The 18,726-nt window shown below is 60.6% G+C and carries 15 protein-coding genes; 8 read left to right on the forward strand and 7 right to left on the reverse strand.

Annotated features, from left to right (window positions below; genetic code table 11):
* Nucleotides 1-134: 134 nt before the first annotated feature.
* The 3 genes from GN234_RS00270 to GN234_RS00280 form a co-directional block, all read right to left on the reverse strand.
* Nucleotides 135-377, reverse strand: coding sequence for a hypothetical protein (locus GN234_RS00270; RefSeq protein WP_176687596.1), 243 nt, complete (start codon nucleotides 375-377; stop codon nucleotides 135-137).
* Nucleotides 378-667: 290 nt separating this feature from the next.
* Nucleotides 668-1,591 carry a LysR family transcriptional regulator gene (locus GN234_RS00275; RefSeq protein ID WP_163858105.1) on the reverse strand — a complete coding sequence of 308 codons (924 nt, stop codon included), beginning with the start codon at nucleotides 1,589-1,591 and terminating at the stop codon, nucleotides 668-670.
* Nucleotides 1,592-1,626: 35 nt separating this feature from the next.
* Complete coding sequence (locus GN234_RS00280) at nucleotides 1,627-2,601, reverse strand: quinone oxidoreductase family protein (protein WP_176687597.1); 975 nt, start codon at nucleotides 2,599-2,601, stop codon at nucleotides 1,627-1,629.
* A 467-nt stretch (nucleotides 2,602-3,068) separates the two neighbouring features.
* Between GN234_RS00280 and GN234_RS00285 the strand changes: the two genes are divergently transcribed.
* Together GN234_RS00285 and GN234_RS00290 are read left to right on the forward strand one after the other, a co-directional pair.
* A complete protein-coding gene (locus GN234_RS00285; protein ID WP_163859017.1) occupies nucleotides 3,069-4,088 on the forward strand; it encodes a substrate-binding domain-containing protein in 1,020 nt (339 codons plus the stop codon).
* Complete coding sequence (locus GN234_RS00290) at nucleotides 4,076-7,096, forward strand: EAL domain-containing protein (RefSeq protein WP_109753277.1); 3,021 nt, start codon at nucleotides 4,076-4,078, stop codon at nucleotides 7,094-7,096. The genes GN234_RS00285 and GN234_RS00290 overlap by 13 nt, the downstream gene beginning before the upstream one ends.
* A 44-nt stretch (nucleotides 7,097-7,140) precedes the next feature.
* Here the strand turns inward: GN234_RS00290 and GN234_RS00295 are convergent, their stop codons facing one another.
* From GN234_RS00295 to GN234_RS00305, 3 genes are all read right to left on the reverse strand, one after another.
* Nucleotides 7,141-7,629: a hypothetical protein gene (locus GN234_RS00295; protein ID WP_109753276.1), complete on the reverse strand. Its 489-nt coding sequence runs from the start codon at nucleotides 7,627-7,629 to the stop codon at nucleotides 7,141-7,143.
* A gap of 256 nt (nucleotides 7,630-7,885) precedes the next feature.
* Nucleotides 7,886-8,470: an anthranilate synthase component II gene (locus GN234_RS00300; protein ID WP_109753275.1), complete on the reverse strand. Its 585-nt coding sequence runs from the start codon at nucleotides 8,468-8,470 to the stop codon at nucleotides 7,886-7,888.
* Nucleotides 8,467-9,936 (reverse strand): anthranilate synthase component I family protein, encoded by a 1,470-nt coding sequence (locus GN234_RS00305; RefSeq protein WP_233459505.1) that lies wholly within the window; start codon nucleotides 9,934-9,936, stop codon nucleotides 8,467-8,469. The genes GN234_RS00300 and GN234_RS00305 overlap by 4 nt, the downstream gene beginning before the upstream one ends.
* 798 nt (nucleotides 9,937-10,734) lie before the next feature.
* Between GN234_RS00305 and GN234_RS00310 the strand changes: the two genes are divergently transcribed.
* The gene (locus GN234_RS00310; protein WP_163859019.1) at nucleotides 10,735-11,940 is read left to right on the forward strand and encodes a DSD1 family PLP-dependent enzyme; all 1,206 of its coding nucleotides are present in this window, start codon (nucleotides 10,735-10,737) and stop codon (nucleotides 11,938-11,940) included.
* Nucleotides 11,941-11,976: 36 nt separating this feature from the next.
* On the opposite strand, the gene GN234_RS00315 is transcribed toward GN234_RS00310, so the two are convergent.
* On the reverse strand, nucleotides 11,977-13,197 hold the full coding sequence (locus tag GN234_RS00315) for a multidrug effflux MFS transporter (RefSeq protein WP_109753272.1): 1,221 nt from the start codon (nucleotides 13,195-13,197) through the stop codon (nucleotides 11,977-11,979).
* 388 nt (nucleotides 13,198-13,585) lie between these two features.
* On the opposite strand from GN234_RS00315, the gene GN234_RS00320 reads away from it, so the two are divergent.
* Genes GN234_RS00320 through GN234_RS00340 form a run of 5 tightly spaced genes read left to right on the forward strand, consistent with a single transcriptional unit; the run spans nucleotide 13,586 to nucleotide 18,694 of the window.
* Nucleotides 13,586-15,004 (forward strand): LLM class flavin-dependent oxidoreductase, encoded by a 1,419-nt coding sequence (locus tag GN234_RS00320; RefSeq protein WP_176687598.1) that lies wholly within the window; start codon nucleotides 13,586-13,588, stop codon nucleotides 15,002-15,004.
* Nucleotides 15,005-15,008: 4 nt separating this feature from the next.
* Nucleotides 15,009-15,980 carry an AMP-binding protein gene (locus tag GN234_RS00325; protein WP_116832734.1) on the forward strand — a complete coding sequence of 324 codons (972 nt, stop codon included), beginning with the start codon at nucleotides 15,009-15,011 and terminating at the stop codon, nucleotides 15,978-15,980.
* The gene (locus GN234_RS00330; RefSeq protein ID WP_109753269.1) at nucleotides 15,977-16,747 is read left to right on the forward strand and encodes an ABC transporter ATP-binding protein; all 771 of its coding nucleotides are present in this window, start codon (nucleotides 15,977-15,979) and stop codon (nucleotides 16,745-16,747) included. Before GN234_RS00325 ends, GN234_RS00330 begins: the two co-directional genes overlap by 4 nt.
* The gene (locus tag GN234_RS00335) at nucleotides 16,744-17,625 is read left to right on the forward strand and encodes a branched-chain amino acid ABC transporter permease (RefSeq protein ID WP_109753268.1); all 882 of its coding nucleotides are present in this window, start codon (nucleotides 16,744-16,746) and stop codon (nucleotides 17,623-17,625) included. Before GN234_RS00330 ends, GN234_RS00335 begins: the two co-directional genes overlap by 4 nt.
* A gap of 4 nt (nucleotides 17,626-17,629) precedes the next feature.
* Nucleotides 17,630-18,694: a branched-chain amino acid ABC transporter permease gene (locus tag GN234_RS00340; RefSeq protein ID WP_109753267.1), complete on the forward strand. Its 1,065-nt coding sequence runs from the start codon at nucleotides 17,630-17,632 to the stop codon at nucleotides 18,692-18,694.
* Nucleotides 18,695-18,726: the final 32 nt, after the last annotated feature.

The following is an 18,726-nucleotide window of genomic DNA, read 5'->3' on the forward strand; positions in this document are numbered from 1 at the left end:
ACCCTCCAAACCAATCAGTGTTTCCGCTAGCAGGTATCACGTAAGAACATACGTGACGAGCCAATCTGGCGGACGCGATTGCCTGGCATAATGAGCCCCAGCGCCTGACCCGGTGTCAGTGAAAGTGCATATTGCTAGGGCTGACTTGTGCTCTTGGTCGAGACAATTTTGCCGTAATTCTCTGCTGGCGGCGTCTCATCGACCACCCACAAACGCTCGCTACGACACTTGAACTTCACGCCTTTGCGCGGAGCCATGCCTCTGGCCGTCTCCATGCATATTGCCTTGGAAGCAAAAGTTGGTCCTTGTTTGCGTTCCTCGACACAGCCTTCGATGCCACTGCAAATCGTCATGACAACAAAATATACAGTCATCATCTCGGTGTTGCTCCATTGAGCGAAGCGATTGATTACATCCTTTCGTTCAGGTCGGCGGCCTGAACGTACTGCGGGGGTTGCCAGCGGATGATGAGCCTCGACTTGAACCCCCAGCAATGGCGCATGGCTACCGTGCGTCGGGAAACCGTCGCTGTATTAATTTATTTTTATCTCGGTGTTTTTTGTGCCAATAAGTTGGCGTCATCCGGATGGAAGTAAATGCTTTATTAGGTGGGGATAGCCGAACCGAAACCTGGGGGAGCGGGCTTGCATTGTGGTGCTGGCCTTTTTTACGCGGCCCTGACAGTGCCCGTTTGAACGAGCTTGCCCTCGAGCCATTCCTTGAGCGCCAGGGTGGCGGAGGAGGCAAATTTTGCCGAGGGCCGGATAAGATAGATCCCTCCTTTTGCTCCCAACTCCCAGTCCGGTAATACTCTGACCAGTTCTTTGTTTGCCAACGCACGGCTGAACAGCCACTCCCCCGCACCGAGGATGCCGGTGCCGGCAATGGTCGCGCTCAACAGCGCTTCACTGTCGTTGGACACGAGGGAGCCTTGGGGGTGCACGCTGAAGTGTTCGTCGGCGCGGATGAGCTTCCATTCAGGGTATGACGCCAATCCCGTGAATCCCAGGCAGTTGTGATTGACCAGTTCCGCGGGTGACGCTGGCCAGCCATGGCGTTCGATGTAACCGGGAGACGCGCAAAGGATGCGCCGATGATCGCCGAGGCGCTTGGCAATCAGGCGGCTATCGTTGAGTTCACCTAGGCGTATTGCCACATCGAAACCTTCGGCGATCACATCGACGAGACGCTCGCTGTAATCCACGGTGAGCGTCAAATGCGGATGGGCCGCCAGGAACTCCGGCAGTATCGGCGCCAACCAGAGCCTGCCCATGGCTGCCGGTACCGCCAGGCGCAGATTGCCACGCACCTCGGCGGCCCCGGACGTTGCTTCCTGCTCTGCTTCAACCATCAACTCGGTCGCCAGCCGCAGGCGTCGGACCAGGCGGGCCCCGGCGTCTGTCAGGCGGATGTGTCGGGTGCTGCGCTCGAGCAGCCTGACTCCCAGGCGGGCTTCCAGCGCCGCGAGGCGTTTGGAAATGATCGTGGGGTGGCGCTGCAAAAGCCGCGCGGCGGCAACGAACGAACCTTGCGATTCGAGCGCCAGCAAGGCGGCAAATTCGTCCGTGTGGCGGCTATCCAGTGTGATCACGTGTCCACAACCTCTGAGGCATACTCAAGGACATTTCAGGGAATGAGCAGCAGAGTACCTGAAGCGCGGCCGCTTTCCAGATCCGCGTGGGCTTGTGCGACGTCCTCCAGCTTGTAGGTTTTCCAGACGGCGGGTTCGATGATTCCGGCCTGGAGCGCGGCCAATACGTCATTGGCGCGCGCCTGGTACTCCTCGACGCTACTGGTGTGGGCGGCAATCGAGGGGCGGGTGAGGAATAGCGAACCCTTGGCGTTGAGCATGCCCACTTCGATCGCTTGTGGCGCACCTGACGATGCGCCGAAAGACACCATCAGCCCGCGCGGGCGCAGGCAATCGAGCGATGCTGCGAACGAGACTCGCCCAATCGGGTCGTAAACCACATCGGCCTTCTTGCCGTCGGTGATGCGAGCCACCTCCTGCGCCAACGTCTGGGTATCGAAAACCAGGACTTCATCGCAGCCCAGAGCCCGCGCCTTCTCGACGCTTTGCGCACGAGAGACGACTCCGATCACGAAAGCGCCCAGATGCTTGGCCCACTTGGCCATGATTGCGCCGACACCACCGGCGACGCCATACAACACCATGACCGTTCCCGGCCCCACGGGATAAGTGCTCTTGAGCAGGTACTGGGCGGTGATGCCCTTGAACAGTACGGCGGCAGCATCCTGGAAGCTGATCGATGCAGGAAGTGGTACCAGTTTCCCGGCCGGAACCAAGCGGCCACTCGCGTAGGCACCCAGCGGGCCGGTGGCATACGCCACGCGATCACCGACCTTGACGTGAGTGACACCTGGTCCTACCGCAGTGACCAGCCCGGCCCCCTCCAGACCCAACCCCGAAGGCAGGGCGACGGGAACCGCGCCGTTGCGCTGGGTGACGTCGAGGTAGTTGATGCCGATGGCATGCTGTTGGAGCCACACCTCACCGAAGCCGGGCGCAGCATGACCGTCCTGTTTGACCTCTAGAACCTGCGGCCCACCCGTGGAAGAAAAACCAATGACCGTGACCATTCCAGCAACTCCTCAGGATTCGAAAATGTGTGTCGCTGGAGAATGATTGCAGACCTTTGCATGGACAATACCTTGGTCATGCAAGGCATAGCTGCACCCTGTGCAGTAATTCGATGGGTTGAATCATTGATGGGGCTGCCCCGTTTTTTCTTGATCCCTCTGAAATCCATTTTTTATCACTGGCATTGCCCTTTTACCCACAAAGGACCTGATGGCAGCAGAACCGACTATCCTTTGGGAACACTGCATTCTCGGCAAAAAGGGACGTCATGCCAGACTATGATCGCGTCACCGGCCCCAGACCCGGCATCCCATGCGGTGATCCCACCTGTTTGATCAGGCCCAGATTACTGAGTCCCTGGCTACTGGGGATGGCTTGCATAACGGTAGCCTGTCTTTTCACGGCAACTTCCGGATACGGCCAGAACCTGTCAACCGCAACGGATGCCGAGAACGACAAGGTCACGGTGACTCAAGCACAGGAAATCGTTTCCAGGGCCTCCCTCGGCGCCGTTCGTTGGAACGGCCCAGAGTCCGGCCCGCAAGCCCAGCGGGGCAAGAGCATCGCGCTCGTCGCAGAAGATTTGCGTAACGGAGGCATCGTCGGTGTCGCGCAGGGCGCTCGGGAGGCTGCCAACGCGTTGGGCTGGACGCTGAAGATATTCGATGGCGCCGGATCATCGGCTGGGCGCGCGAAGGCCTTTGCCGATGCCCTGGCAGCGAAGCCCGACGGCCTCATTCTGTGCGGCTCCGATGCCCTTGAGAACAATGCGGCGCTGCTTCTGTTCGCCAACCAGGAAGTGCCGGTGGTTGGTTGGCACGTCGGAGTACGCCCCGGGCCGATCGACGGCACGCCGGTGGCCATGAACGTCACCACTGACCCGCTTGAAGTGGCCCGCCTCACGGCCATGGCGGCGGTGGCGCAGTCGAGCGGACGCGCCGGCGTGGTCATCCTGACCGACTCCAAGTACAGCATTGCCATGGCGAAAGCCAGGGCCATGGAGGACGTCATCCGGGCCTGCCGAGAATGTACGTTGCTGGAGGTGCGCGATGTCGCGATCTCCGAGAGTGGCGAGAAGATGCCAGCGATCACCAAGGAGTTGCTTCAGCGCTATGGCAAGCGCTGGACCCACACGCTGGCCATCAACGACATCTATTTCGACTACTCGATTGCCTCGTTGACCAACGCCGCCATACCCAGTGACGGCATCAGTCTGTTGTCTGCCGGTGACGGCAGCGCTTCGGCTTTCTTGCGCATACAGGCAAAAACCTACCAGACCGTTACCGTGGCCGAACCGCTCAACCTGCATGGCTGGCAAGTGATGGATGAATTGAACCGCTTGTTCGCAGGCCAGCCGGTGAGCGGCTTCGTGGCGCCGATTCACTTGGTCAATGCCGACAATATGGCCTTCGATGGCGGGAAAAAATTTCACTACGATCCTGACAATGGCTATCGAGACATCTATCGCCACCAATGGAATCCTTGACGTTGGACATGAATTTCCGACTTGGACGCCCGCTATTGCCGCAGTCGCTGCGGGCACAGTTCACTCTGGCGTTCCTGACGCTGGCGCTGCTGATCCTGGCAGGGGGCGCCACAGCGGTCTATGCGTTGCGCACCTCAAACAGCGCCACTCGCCAGTTGACGGATGAACGACTGGTCCGCATGCAAGATGGGCAAGACATGGCGCAGCGCACTTTGCTGATCGAACGCCAGACCGACCAGTTTCTGACGAGCCGTTCCCCCGACATCCTGCGTTCAAGCTATGCGGCGACCGTCGAGCAGCTTGAAGCCCTCGATCAACTGGTGCAGCAACTGACTGCCGCCAACAGTGGCGTGGCGATACTCGACATGCATCAGTCGAGTCAGATGTTCCGCAATACCGCCAACATCGTTGCGCAACTGCGAGAAAGCCTGCTGCAAACCGAGGTCACCTTCGAGCAGGCCCTCAAGGATCAAACCGCCCGGCTCACCGCGACCCAGACCCGGGCCAACCTGGAACTGGCGATGATGCTTTTCGATCTGCCGCAAGCGGCTGACAGCGAGGCCGTGCAACGGCTGCGGATCCGATACGAGGGACTGTCACGCACCTCAGGCAAGTTGCCTGATGCTGATGTGGCGATGCCCGATCTCTTCGCCCTGCGCCAGACGCTCATCAATCAGCATAACGTCATGCAGCGCTTCAATGAGCAACTGAAGAACGAAGCCGGGAGGCTGGTCGCGGTGGCCAGGGCGCAATCGAGTGCCTACACCGAAGACTATCGCCAGGCCGTGCAGCGCCTGGTCGAGGCCTCGAATCGCAGCCAGCAATGGGTGCTGATCATGTTGGGCGCCAGCCTGGTATTCGCCTGGTTCGTGACCCGGGTCTTCATGGGTCGCCATGTGCTCGTGCGCCTGAATGAAATAAGCCGGCAATTGCGCCAGGAACACGCTGACAAGACTCATCTGATGATGGCGGACCATGGCAAGGACGAGATCGGCAACATGGCGCGCGCGGTGAATCAATTCCTCGAAGATCGACTTCAATTGGAAAAAAGAACGGCTCAATTGAGTATCGCCACGGAACGGCTCGCCGTGCAAAACGACCGCTTGGAGCAAGAAGCCATTGTCCGTGCCGGACAAGGTCATGTCCTGGAAATGATCGCCAGGAGCACCGAGCTTGCAGAAGTGCTCGACAGCCTGGCTCACCTGGTCGAGTCCCAGTTGGAGGGCATGAAGGTGTCTATCCTGGTGCTGGATGAGGAGGGCAAGCACCTGCTGCACGGGGCGGCGCCCAGCTTGCCAAAATCCTATAGCCAGCTTATCGACGGGGTCGAGATCGGTCCGAACGTCGGTTCATGCGGCACCTCGGCGTATCGACGAGAACCGGTCATCGTCACGGACATCCAGCAGGATCCATTGTGGGAAGCGTACCGCTCACTCGCCGAACCCTATGGGTTTCGCGCCTGCTGGTCGACGCCGATCCTGTCCCATGAGCGAAAGGTCCTGGGTACGTTTGCCTTGTATGCCAACACCGTACGCAGCCCCAGCCCGGCCGAGACGCAATTGATCGACATGGCGACACCGCTTGCCGGCATTGCGATAGAACGCCAACTGACCGAGAAGCGCATTCGCTATATGGGCGACCATGACGCACTGACCGGGCTGCCGAATCGCACCCTGCTCGAAGACCGTCTCAAGCAGGCGATGCTTTATGCCCAGCGCTACAACCGGCTGGTGACGGTGGTATTTCTCGACCTGGATAAGTTCAAACTGGTGAATGACAGCCTTGGGCACAGTGCCGGGGACGAACTGTTGAAAACCGTCGCCCAGCGCATGCTGGAGTGTGTACGTCGTACCGATACCGTCGTGCGACTGGGAGGCGACGAGTTTGTGATCATTCTGTTCGACCAGCCCTCGGATCTCGACGGTGTGACGCCAGTCCTGCATAAAATCCAGGAAGCCATCCTGCGGCCGATTCAGCTCGCCGGCCATACACTCCACGTCACCTGCAGCATGGGGCTGGCCACTTACCCGGCCGACGGCAGCGATACCGACACGTTGCTCAGCAATGCAGACGCCGCCATGTACCGGGCCAAGGAACTGGGGCGCAACAGTTTTCAGTTCTATACGAGCGAGATGAATAACAAGGTTCAGGGCAAGCTCGCCATGCAAGACGGGCTTCGAAGCGCACTCAACAATGATGAATTCCTGCTGTTGTACCAGCCTCAGGTGGATTTGCAGTCAGGCCGGATCATCGGCGTAGAGGCGTTGATCCGTTGGCAACACCCCGATCTGGGCATGGTGTCTCCGATCAAATTCATTCCCCAGGCCGAAGATACCGGGTTGATCGTGCCCATCGGCGACTGGGTGATTCGTACCGCTTGCAGACAGAACAAGGCGTGGCAGGATGCCGGCTGGCCGCCGATCACCGTGTCGGTGAACATCTCCGCCCGCCAGTTCATCGAAAGGGACCTGATCGACCGGGTGAAGCATGCCTTGCAAGAAAGTGGACTGGACCCGATGTACCTTGAGCTGGAATTGACCGAAAGCCTGATCATGCAGGACCTTCAGCAAGCCATCAGCAAGATGAAGGCATTGCAAGCCATGGGGATCAGCCTCTCGATCGACGACTTCGGCACCGGTTACTCCAGTCTCGCCGCATTGAAAAGCTTCCCGATCGCCAGACTCAAGATCGACCAGTCTTTCGTACGCGATCTGCCCGACAACGAGAACGACAAGGCCATTGCCACCGCGGTGATTTCGTTGGGGCACAAACTGAACCTCAAGGTCATTGCCGAAGGTGTCGAAACCCGAGAGCAGCAAGACTTCCTGCGTGAAAATGGCTGCGATGAAATCCAGGGATATTTTTTCAGCAAGGCGGTCAGCGCGCAGGAAATCGGCCTGTTATTGCGTACGTCTGGCGGGCCTCAATCGAACCGCATTGCCAACCCTGACTCGGTAAGGCAACAACGTGAGGTAAAACGCCCAAACAGTCCGATGCCCGGGCATTAACGACTCGGTTCTTAGGTATTCTCGGGAGAGGGTATCGCCAGGCCTCAGGAAGCATCCTGTTCGTAGCTGCAACCCACATAGAGGTCGCTGTCCTTGTTTTCCGTGGAGACCACGCGCAGGGTCGCGCCGTTGCCGAGGTCGCGCTGGTAGTCAACATAGCCGTCGGTATCCAACGTCTTTTCCAGTTTCAGGGTGCTGGCGAGCTTCTGCGCATCGGCCTTCGGGTTGCTGCTTTTGGCCTGGAGAAAGAAGCTGAAGCGGTCGGTCATCACCAAGGTGGTCGACGACACGCCGTGCACCGTCAGCGCCGGGGTGGCTTGCCAGGCGCCACCGCCCCACGGGCTGTGGGCTTCATCCTTGGGGAGCGTCAGTTGTTCAGCGTCGACCAGGCCATTGAACTCGCTCACTTGCTGCGCACTGGCCTGGCACTGCGCCAGGGCCTTGAACAGATCGCTGTGGCTCGGACCTGCGGCCGAGACAGAAAAGGTGGACAGGCACCCGGCCAGGGTGACGATACCAAGGGAGATTTTCATGCCGACATCCTTGTTCAGTTGAGTGACAGGTGATGGGTACCCGAGGTGAATGGCAGCCAGCATCGGATATGAACGTGCTGCCCAACTGCACACGGGCCTGTATTGCCGGTCGCAAGCTTGCCATCGCTGAGTTGAATATGCCATCAGGATATTCCTGAGGATGGAGCGTCGCAGCAACCCATCGTGCTCATTCCTGGCTCCCGTCAGCCGGCGAGTCAATGGTTGGAGAAGGGGCGCATGCCCCTTCCTGGTGGGGTCACTTGTGCACGTAACAGCGGATGAAACTGCGGAACAGGTCCAGGCCGTTTTCGGTCAGGATGCTTTCAGGGTGGAACTGCACTCCCTCCACCGGCAGGTGACGATGGCGCACACCCATCACATAGCCGTCGTCCGTGGATCTCGAGGTGATCTGCAGGCAGTCGGGTAATGGCTGGTCGCTGATCATCAGCGAGTGATAACGGGTGGCCTGTATCGGGCGTGCCTGGGTGTGGGCATAGACGCCCTTGCCGTCGTTCTCGATCGTACTCACCTTGCCGTGCATCACGTGCAGGGCCCGGCAAACCTGGGCACCGAAGGCCAGGCCGATGGCCTGGTGACCCAGACACACACCCAGCAGCGGCAGGGTCTCCTGAAAGTGCTCGATCACTTGGATGTAGCCCACGTCGGCCGGATGTCCAGGCCCTGGGCCCAGCACGCAGAAGTCCGGCGAGAATGCTTCGATGCGCTGGATGAGATCCGGCACGTCATGGCGCTCGACGCGGGTTTCCAGCCCCAGTTGTTCCAGGTATTGGCTGATGATAAAGACGAAGCTGTCGTAGGCATCGATCAGGAATACTTTCACAGTGCGATCTCCTGGCCGGTCACTGCCCGGTAGACGGAACCCATCTTGTACAGCGTCTCTTTCCACTCCAGTTCGGGCACCGAATCGGCCACCACGCCGGCGGATGCCCGCAAGTGGTACGTACCCTCGTCGAAGACCGTTGAGCGAATGCACAACGCGGTGTTGACGCTGCCATCGAAACCGACCAGGCCAAGGGCCCCGGCATAAATGCCCCGGCGGTTGCTTTCCATCCCCTCGATCAGTTCCATTGCCCTGACCTTGGGCGCGCCGGACATGGTTCCCGCGGGGAACGAGGCCTTGATCACGTCGTAGGCATCCAGGCCCGGGCGCAGCAGGCCACGAACGTTGGACACCATGTGATAGAGGTGCGAGTACTCTTCCACCAGCATGAATTCATCGACCTCCAGCGAGCCGGCCTGGCACACGCGACCAATGTCGTTGCGACACAGGTCGATGAGCATCAGGTGTTCGGCGCGCTCCTTTTCCGAGCGGGTCAGTTCCAGGACCAGCTGAGCCGGATCGACGCCAGGTTTCTTGCCGACGGTGCCGGCGATCGGGCGCATTTCTATCAAGTCGTCCTTGATCCTGACGAACAGCTCGGGACTGGCGCCGATCAGATCGATGCCACCTAAGTGGGCCAGGTACATGTAGGGGGAGGGGTTACGAAGGCGCAGGTTCTGATACACAGCGAACGGCGAAACCTGCGAGCGGATGCGAACCTCATGGCCGAGCTGGATCTGGTAGACGTCGCCGGCGCGGATGTGCTCCATCGCCACTTCGACACGCTCGACGAACTGCTCCGGGGACACCGTGCGTTCTTCCTCGAACGCCTCGGGATACGATGGCGGATCCTGCGCTTCGCATGCTGGGGTTGTGCTCAGGAAGGGATAGTCCTCCAGCGTGCGGGGCGTCCAGAGGTCGTGGTTGTTGATCAGGGTTTCGACAATGCCATTGCTGTGGAAATACACCAGCGTCTGATAGACCGACAGGGCAATGAGCGGGTAGTCGCAGGTCTGTTTGGCCAGGTCGGGAAGCCGCTCGATCAGACGAACGCAGTCGTAGGAGAAATAGCCGAAGAAGGCCAGGCTGGTGGGGGCGTAGGGCGCCGGCTGGAATGTCGCCTGGATAGCTCGGAGCAGGTTCCATGCCGCCTCACTGTCGGGCAGATGGATCGTGTATGCCGGGTCGACCTGCACGCCCGCTTGCCGCAGGCTGGCGGACAAATGCTCGCACAGGGCGGCGCAGCCTTGCAGTTGTGCCCGGCCCTCGTTGATGCACACTTCGAAAAGCGGCTCGAGCCCGATGATCGTCGCCCGGCGATCACGGCTTGGACCGGACAGTGATTCAAGAATGAAAACAGATTCGCGACCCAATTGTTCCAGTGCATTTGCATATATGCCAAGTGCATCCGCAGGTCGCCGTTCTTCGTGATGAAGAACATTCACGGCAATTAAATTTTTATTCACGGTTAATACCATTTTCAAGGTGCAACGATTCAGGCACTCCATTAAGAGAGCACCACGGGAATATAAAGCGCGCAGGCACTTTAAATACGTGTTGACGGATATTCTGAATATTCGGGACGGACGCTGTTCATGTCGCGCGCATTACCAGGCTTGCAATGGATTGCAGCCAGGCGATGCGCAGGGCACAAGGCGCGAGCGTCTTCGAGCTCAGTGGGGAAAGATCAGGACGTTGCTGGCAGGCAGCAGACAGGCTCCGGTCTTCGCTGGATTAGCGACGCCAGATATTGCTTTTGAAGATGGCCAGAATGGCCGGGGAGCAGCTATCGGGATAGCTGTGGGAGGAACTGATAGCAGAAAGGTGATAGTACATTCTTAGACATCCCAGTCTTGGCTAAACACTGCGGGAATAATTGGCAGTGCGGTGAAATTACCAATGCGTCCATTGAGCTGTCAACTGCTGTGGGAGATTTAATCTTTCATTCATTTCTGGAGTGGGACGAAAAACTATCCCGGGTGTATGTAATCGCGCGTTTTTTTTACAAGAAACCTGTGCGAGCGCAACTGCGAGATAGTTCAGTTGGGTATTTGTAAGTTCTGGGGGCGCCGCTGTGGTTGCGGGCTTGGCAAAGCATGGCCGCCAAAGTCCCCTTTCTGACCGCCCATAGCCTCAACAGCCTGATGCTGCTGCCGTAACGTGCAACTGACTGCGCACGCCGAGGGAGCGTCCTGATGAATCGTAGAACCTTTATGCTCGGCACCGCGGGAGTGGGGGCATTGATGGTCGGGGCGGGGGTGCTGTTGCGGCCGAGTGATCGGGGCAGCCCTTACAATGAGTATTTCCGCGCGCTGAACCAGGAGCTGAAGACCCATGGGCCGATGCGACCGGTGATGCTCATCGACCTCGACCTGCTCGATCACAACATCAATGTGGTCATGCAATCCGTCACACGCGCCGGTAAACACTTGCGCCTGGTGGAGAAATCCCTGCCATCCCCGGGGCTGTTGGCCTACATCGCCAAACGTACCGATACCCGGCGGCTGATGTCGTTTCATCAGCCGTTCCTCAATCACGATGCAGTGACCTTTCCCGAGGCTGATATCTTGCTCGGCAAACCTTTACCGGTGCGCTCGGCCGAGGTGTTTTACCAAACCCACAAGGGAACCTTCGACCCTTCCAGGCAACTGCAATGGCTGCTCGATACGCCCCAGCGACTGATGGATTACCTGGCATTGGCGCAAGGCCTGGGCATCCGGATGCGGGTCAATATCGAGCTGGATGTCGGCCTGCATCGCGGCGGTGTCGCTGACCAAACGGTGCTCGGCGAGATGCTGACACTGATCAGTGCCCATCCGCAGCATCTCGAATTCGCCGGTTTCATGGGGTATGACCCGTTTGTCGGCATGGGTGTGCCCAAGGTCCTCGGTTCGTCCCAGGCGTTGTTCGACAAGGTGATGGTCATCTACAACGCTCATGTGCGCTACCTACGGGAGCGTTTCCCGGCGCTTTGGCACGAAGGGCTCACGCTCAATACCGCCGGCAGCCCCAGCTACCGCATGCATGAGCAGGAACGCTTGAGCAGCGAGGTCTCGGTGGGGACGGCGTTTCTCAAACCGACCCATTACGACCTGCCATCGCTGGCCGAGCATGTGCCGGCGGCCTTCATCGCAACGCCAGTGCTAAAGAGTACTGGAGCCGTGAATTTTCCAGCCCTGGATGACAAGTCCCGATTGTTCTCTTGGTGGGACCCTAATCAGCGCGCGACATTCTTTATCTATGGCGGCAACTGGATGGCCGAGTTCGAGTCCCCTTCGGGGCTTCAAAGCAACGAGCTCTATGGTCGCAGTTCCAACCAGGAAATGGTCAACGGCTCACCCGCCGTAGGGCTGGATGTGGAAGACCAGGTGTTTTTGCGGCCGACACAGACGGAATCCGTGCTGCTGCAATTTGGCGATTTGCTGGCCGTGCGCGGTGGGAAAATTGTCGAAACCTGGCCCGTGTATTGATCGGAGCGTGTAACGCTCGGAGTACAACGGCCATCTTCAACGGCTGCCCCGCAAGAGAAACAATACCAGTGCCACCAGGCAGGCCGTCGCCTGGATCCCGCCCAGCGTCGTGACCGGCGCGAAGCTCAAGACCGAGGCCAGCCAGGTGGTCAGCGCTGCCGCACCCATGGAGAGAAACCCCAGCAGTGCGGAGGCCATGCCGGCTTCTTTGCCGAAAGGTCCCATGGTGATTGCCGTACCCAGCGGATTGGCCAGGCCCATGCCCCACAAAAAGGTGATCATCGAGAGGGCATACCATCCAAGACCAGGCGCGGCCGGACCGACGAGAAGCAGGCCACCGCCGGTCATGGCGCAGGCAATGCCCAGCAGTGTGATGATCCGGGCACCATGACGATGCGCCAGGCGCGGAGCCGCCATGCCGGCTGCGAACACGACGAATACCGTAGAGGCGAAATACAGGCCGGTCTGCACCGACGTCAGGCCGATACCTTTCATCAGGATGGCAGGTGCCGCCGCGAACGATGCGAACAAGCCACTCATTAGCAGGCTCATTGAAAGGGCAGGGAGGATGAAGCGCTTATCCAGCGCCAATCGGCGATAGGCGAGGACCACGCTCTTGGCCGAGTGCGGCGCCCGGCGATCGGCGGGATGGGTTTCTCCCAGGTCACGCACGTAGAAAAAGGCCAGTACAACGGCGGCCAACCCGACCAGGATGAAGACGGCACGCCAGCCGAGCGTGACGGACAGGACGCTGCCGGCCAGCGGCGAAAAGCCAGGCGCCGCGGCAGTGGCGATCATCGTCAGCGACAGGGCGCGGGCGAGCGTCTCGCCTTCGAACAGATCCCGAGCGATGGCGCGCGACAGCACCGAGGCTGCGCATACGCCCAGCGCCTGCACGACGCGTCCGGCGATCAATACATCGAGCGTGCTGGCAAGACCGGCGATGACGGTGCCTACAACGAATACCGAGAGGCCGCCCAGCACCAGTTTCTGGCGCCCGTAGCGATCGGCCAGTGGCCCGACCACCAGTTGACCCAAGGCGAAGGTGATGAAGAAGCTGGACAGCGTCAGGCCGAGCTCGCGAGCGGTCACGCCCAGATCTTCACCGATGTCCGCAAACGCCGGAAGGATGATGTTGGTGGAGAGCATGCTGATCGCCGCGAGGCCGGCAAGCAGTGCCACGACTTTACCGGTCAAGGGTTGGGTGGAGGCGTGGGGTTGTGTATCGGCAATCGCCAATGAAGTCCGGGCTTCCATACGTCATTTCCTGCGCTGGTGGATGGCGTGCCTCAACCTGAGTCTGCGGCCCGCGGCGTTGCTGGGGTGAGCATCACGCTGTAACGTCTCGTCAATAACATGATGGTCATAATATTCTGGCCGAATATGATGGTCGTAATCTGATGCGTCAAGTTAAATCTTTGAGGAATTTCGGTATAGGCGTGAGGAGCTTCTTGTACGAATTGGCTGCACACTGTCTGCCACCAGACAGTTGATCAACAAGGTTGTCCCCGTGCAGGCATTTCCACTGCCTGGATGCATGTCTAACTGTTTGTAAATAAACGAATTATTACTTGGCACGAATCGTGTTGATAGAGCAGTGAGAAGCACCGGGAAGTGGTGCTGAATCTATCGAGCAGGAGTTCCCATGCCACGTGAAATTCGTTTGAATGCCTTTGAGATGAACTGTGTCGGTCACCAGTCGCCCGGTCTCTGGAGGCATCCCAAGGATCGCGCCTGGCAGTACAAGGACCTGGATTACTGGACTGACCTGGCCAAGCTGCTGGAGCGCGGCAAGTTCGACGGCATCTTCATCGCCGATGTGATCGGTATCTACGATGTGCTCGGCGGCAACGGCGATGCCGCCATCCGCCAGGCGACCCAGGTGCCGGTCAACGATCCGTTGGCGTTGATCACGCCGATGGCATTGGTGACTGAACACTTGGGCTTTGGCCTCACTGCCTCGCTGACCTTCGAACACCCTTATCCCTTCGCCCGTCGCTTGTCCACGCTGGACCATCTGACCAAGGGCCGCATCGGTTGGAACATCGTCACCTCTTACCTCGACAGCGGAGCGCGCAACCTCGGGCAGAAGGCGCTGAGCGATCACGATGCGCGCTATGACTACGCCGACGAATACCTGGAGGTGCTCTACAAGTTGTTCGAAGGCAGTTGGGAGGAGGGTGCGGTGGTGCGCGACCGTGAGCGCGGGATTTTCAGCGACCCGAGCAAGGTCCACGAGATCCGTCACCAGGGCAAGCATTTCCAGGTGCCGGGCATCCACCTTTGCGAGCCGTCACCGCAACGCACGCCGGTGCTCTACCAAGCGGGCGCGTCGAGTCGTGGTAAGGACTTCGCCGCCGGCCATGCGGAATGTGTGTTCGTCGCCGCACCGTCCAAGGTGATCCTGAAAAAGACCGTGGCCGACATACGCCGGCGCGCCGCCGAAGCCGGGCGCGATCCGCGCAAGGTGTTGATCTTCAACTTGCAGACGGTGATCGTCGACGAGACCGACGCCAAGGCACAGGCCAAGTGGCGGGAACTGAAATCCTACAGCAGCTACGAGGGCGCGCTCGCGCTGATCTCCGGCTGGACCGGCATCGACTTCGGTCAGTACCGGCCCGACCAAGTGCTCAAGCACATCCATACCAATGCCATCCAGTCGGCGGTAGAAACTTTCTCTACCGCTGACCCGGACAAGCAGTGGACCGTCCAGGAACTGGCCGACTGGGTCGGCATTGGCGGGTTCGGCCCGTTGATCGTCGGCAGTGCGCAAACCGTGGCCGACGAGCTGCAGGCCTGGGTCGAGGACACCGACGTGGACGGCTTCAACCTGGCTTACGTCCTGGCCCATGAAACCTTCCACGATGTGGTTGAACTGCTGGTGCCCGAGTTGCAACGACGCGGTGCGTACAAGACTGAATACCGCCCAGGCACGCTGCGCGACAAGCTGTTCGGCGACGGTCCGCGACTGCCCGCCAACCACCCTGGTGCTGGCTACCGGGACTTGAAGCGCCTGGTCCGGCACAACCACCTCGCTGAGCCGGCCTTGGCCGGTGAGGAGTAAGCCCATGAGTGTCTTTGAGCTCAATTCGCCACTGTCCGACGGAGTGACTGACAGCGCCCTGGCGGCCTTGCAACGCTGGGCCAGGGAGCGACCGACGCAGATCGCCCTGCGCCATCGGCGCCTCGGCCTCTGGAAGGCCTGGCGTTGGATCGATGTGCAACGCGAGGTCGAGCGTGTCTGCGATGGCTTGCGCCAGCAAGGCTTTGCCCCTGGCGCGCGGTTGGCGCTCAGTGGTGCCTTCGAACCGAGCCTGCTGATCCTGGCACTGGCGGCGCGTCAATTGGGCGGACACAGCGTGGTGATCGACCGCGACAGTCGTGGTGAGGCGCTACAACGCCAGTTACGCCTGATCCGTCCGACGTTCGCTTTTGTCCAGCGCCGCGAAAGCGTGTCGCACTGGCTGCAGTGCGGCCTGGATGAGGATTGGCCGCTGCGGTTGTATTCGGCCCAGGTTAGTGTGGCGAGTCGCGGCCTGTGGCAGGTGCAGTCGCTGTCGGTGCTGTTCGTCACTGAGGCGCCGACAGCGCAACGCCAGGGCTGGGCCCAGGTCGCCGAGGACGCGGTGGTGTGGGTCGATGAAGGCACCGAATGGCGCGATGGCCTGGCCCACTTGTTCAGTCGCTGGCTGGAGGGCGGCGAAGGCCTGGCGTTTCCGGAAAACCGCGAATCAGCCAGCCGCGATCGCCGCGAGATCGCCCCGACCGCCTTGCTGCTGTCCGCCGCGCGAGTCGAATCGCTGGCCGCGGAAATCGAAGCTCGCCTGCCACTTCCAGGCAGTTGGCGGCGGCGCCTGTGCGAATGGACTTTGAACGATCCACGGCGTGGCCTGCGCCGCTGGCTCAAGGCGCGGGTGCGGCACCTGTTGGGCTTTCAGCGGCTGCGTCGGATCGAGGTGCCGAGCGCGCCCGCTGACGTGGTGCTACACGGCCCGGCGCGTCAATCGTGGTTGCAGGAGTACCTGGAGCGAGCGGCATGAGTGCGCTGCTGGAGGTGCGCAATGTGTCGCTGTCGTTCCGCGGCGTGAAAGCGATTTCCGACCTCTCGTTCAGCGTAAAGCTTGGCGAGATCTGTGCGCTGATCGGGCCGAACGGCGCGGGCAAGAGTTCGCTGCTGAACATTCTCAACGGGGTCTACCGGGCCGACGCCGGCCAATTGTTCTTCGCCGCCGAACCGTTGCGCCGCCCGCATCCACTGAAGGCGGCCAGGCTCGGCATCGGCCGGACGTTCCAGAACAATGCGCTGTTCAAGAAAATGAGTGTGGTGGACAACCTGCTCACCGGTCTGTCGCGTTTCCAACGAACGTTTTTTCTCGAACAGGCCCTGGGCCTGCCGCGTGCCCGGCGCGAGGCGCGGGCGTTCGCCGAGCGGGCCGAGCGGGTGCTGGAATTCCTCGAATTGCAGGCCTGGCGCGACGTCGCCGTGGGCAGCCTGGCCTATGGCTTGCAGAAACGCGTGGAGCTGGGCCGGGCGCTGATCGCGCAGCCGACGCTGCTGTTGCTCGACGAGCCGATGGCCGGCATGAACGCCGAGGAGAAGCAGGACATGAGCCGCTTCATCGCCGACATCAATCGTGATCTTGGCACCACGGTGATTCTCATCGAGCACGACATCCAGGTGGTCATGGGCCTGTCCAGCCATGTGGTGGTGCTGGACTACGGACGCAAGGTCGGCGATGGCTCGCCGGCCGAAGTCCAGGCCAATCCCGAGGTGATCGCTGCCTACCTGGGAGCGCCTCATTCATGAATTTCTTTCTGGAAACCCTGATCGGCGGGCTGCTGGCCGGCACTCTGTATTCGCTGGTGGCCATCGGTTTCGTGCTGATCTACAAGGCCAGCGGCGTGTTCAATTTCGCCCAGGGCGCCATGCTGCTGTTCGCCGCGCTGACCTTTGTCAGCTTGCGTGAACAGGGCCTGTCCTTTGCCCTGGCGTTGGTCCTGACGGTATTGGTGATGATTGTCGGCGCGCTGTTGATCGAGCGCCTGGTGTTGCGGCCGTTGGTCAACCGCTCGCAGATTACCTTGTTCATGGCGACCCTCGGCCTGTCGTTCATCATCGAAGGCCTGGCCCAAGGACTGATGGGTGCCCAGGTGCGCGCGCTGGACCTGGGCATTGAGGACGTTCCGCTGTTCGTTGGCGAGATCATGGTCAGCCAGTTCGACCTGATCGCCGCTGGAGTGTCCGCGCTGACGGTGGCGGTGCTGGCCGTGCTGTTCAACAAGACCCGCATCGGTGTCGCCTTGCGCGCCGTGGCCGACGATACTCGCGCGGCGCTGTCGCTGGGCATCAACCTCAACCGCATCTGGCAGATCGTCTGGGCCGTGGCCGGGGTGGTCGGGCTGGTCGCCGGACTGCTCTGGGGCGCGCGCCAGGGCGTGCAGTTCTCGCTCTCGCTGGTGGTGCTCAAGGCGTTGCCGGTGCTGATCATCGGTGGCTTCACCTCGATCGGCGGGGCCATTGTCGGCGGGCTGATCGTCGGGGCCGCCGAGAACCTCGCCGAGGCTTACATCGGCCCGCTGATCGGCGGAGGCATCACGCCCTGGTTCGCCTACTTCCTCGCCTTGATCTTCCTCTACATCCGTCCGTCCGGCCTGTTCGGCGACCGGATCATTGAACGGGTATGACGCCATGACCGCTACTGTTCCGCGCCTGACTGCCAGTTTCGACGAAGCACCGCTGACCCTGGTGCGTCGGCGCTGGCGGCCGGGCCTGCTGCTGTTGCTGCTGGTGGCCTTTGTCGGTCTGCCATGGCTGGGCAACGACTATTGGCTCAACGCGATCCTGATCCCTTTCCTGGTGCTGTCGCTGGCCGGCCTGGGTTTGAATCTGCTGACCGGTTACACCGGCCAGACGTCGGTCGGCGCCGCCGGCTTCATGGCGGTGGGGGCGTTCGCCACCTATGGCCTTTTGCTGCGGGTGCCTGGCCTACCGTTACCCCTGGCACTGCTCGGTGGCGGCCTGATCGCCGGGTCGGTCGGGTTGCTGTTCGGCATCCCCAGCTCGCGGATCAAGGGCTTCTACCTGATGGTCACCACGCTCGCCGCGCAGTTCTTCCTGGAGTGGGTGTTCGCCAAGTTCCCCTGGTTCTACAACTACGCCTCGTCCGGCACCATCAGCGCGCCACGCCTGGAGTTGTTCGGCCATGACCTGAGCACCCCGGTCGGTCGCTACCTGTTGACCCTCGGTTGTGTGGTGCTGTTGACCTGGGTGGCGGTCAACCTGGTGCGCAGCCAGGTCGGTCGCAACTGGATGGCCATTCGTGATATGGACACCGCTGCCGCGGTGATCGGGATTGCCGTCGAGCGCGACAAGCGTATGGCCTTTGCCGTCAGTTCGTTCTACCTGGGAATCGCCGGGGCGCTCTGGGCCTTCGCCTACCTGGGCACGGCCAGTGCCGGCAGCTTCGACATCAATCGTTCATTCCAGATTCTGTTCATCATCATTATCGGTGGCATGGGCAGCATCGCCGGCAGCTTCATCGGCGCGGCTTTCATCAGCCTGGTGCCGATCCTGCTCAGCCACGCCGGGCAATGGTTGTTCAACGGCAACGTCGATGCCGGGCAACTGCAGAACCTGCAGAAAGTGCTCTTCGGCGCCTTGATCATCTGGTTCCTGATCAAGGAGCCGGAAGGGCTGGCCCGCCTGCTCGGTGACCTGCGCGAACGTATCAGGGTCTGGCCGCTGCGGTTCTGAGCGCCGACCCACGCCCCAACAGACCTTGACCC

It is taken from the genome of Pseudomonas bijieensis (genome assembly GCF_013347965.1).
GTDB classification, from domain to species: domain Bacteria; phylum Pseudomonadota; class Gammaproteobacteria; order Pseudomonadales; family Pseudomonadaceae; genus Aquipseudomonas; species Aquipseudomonas bijieensis.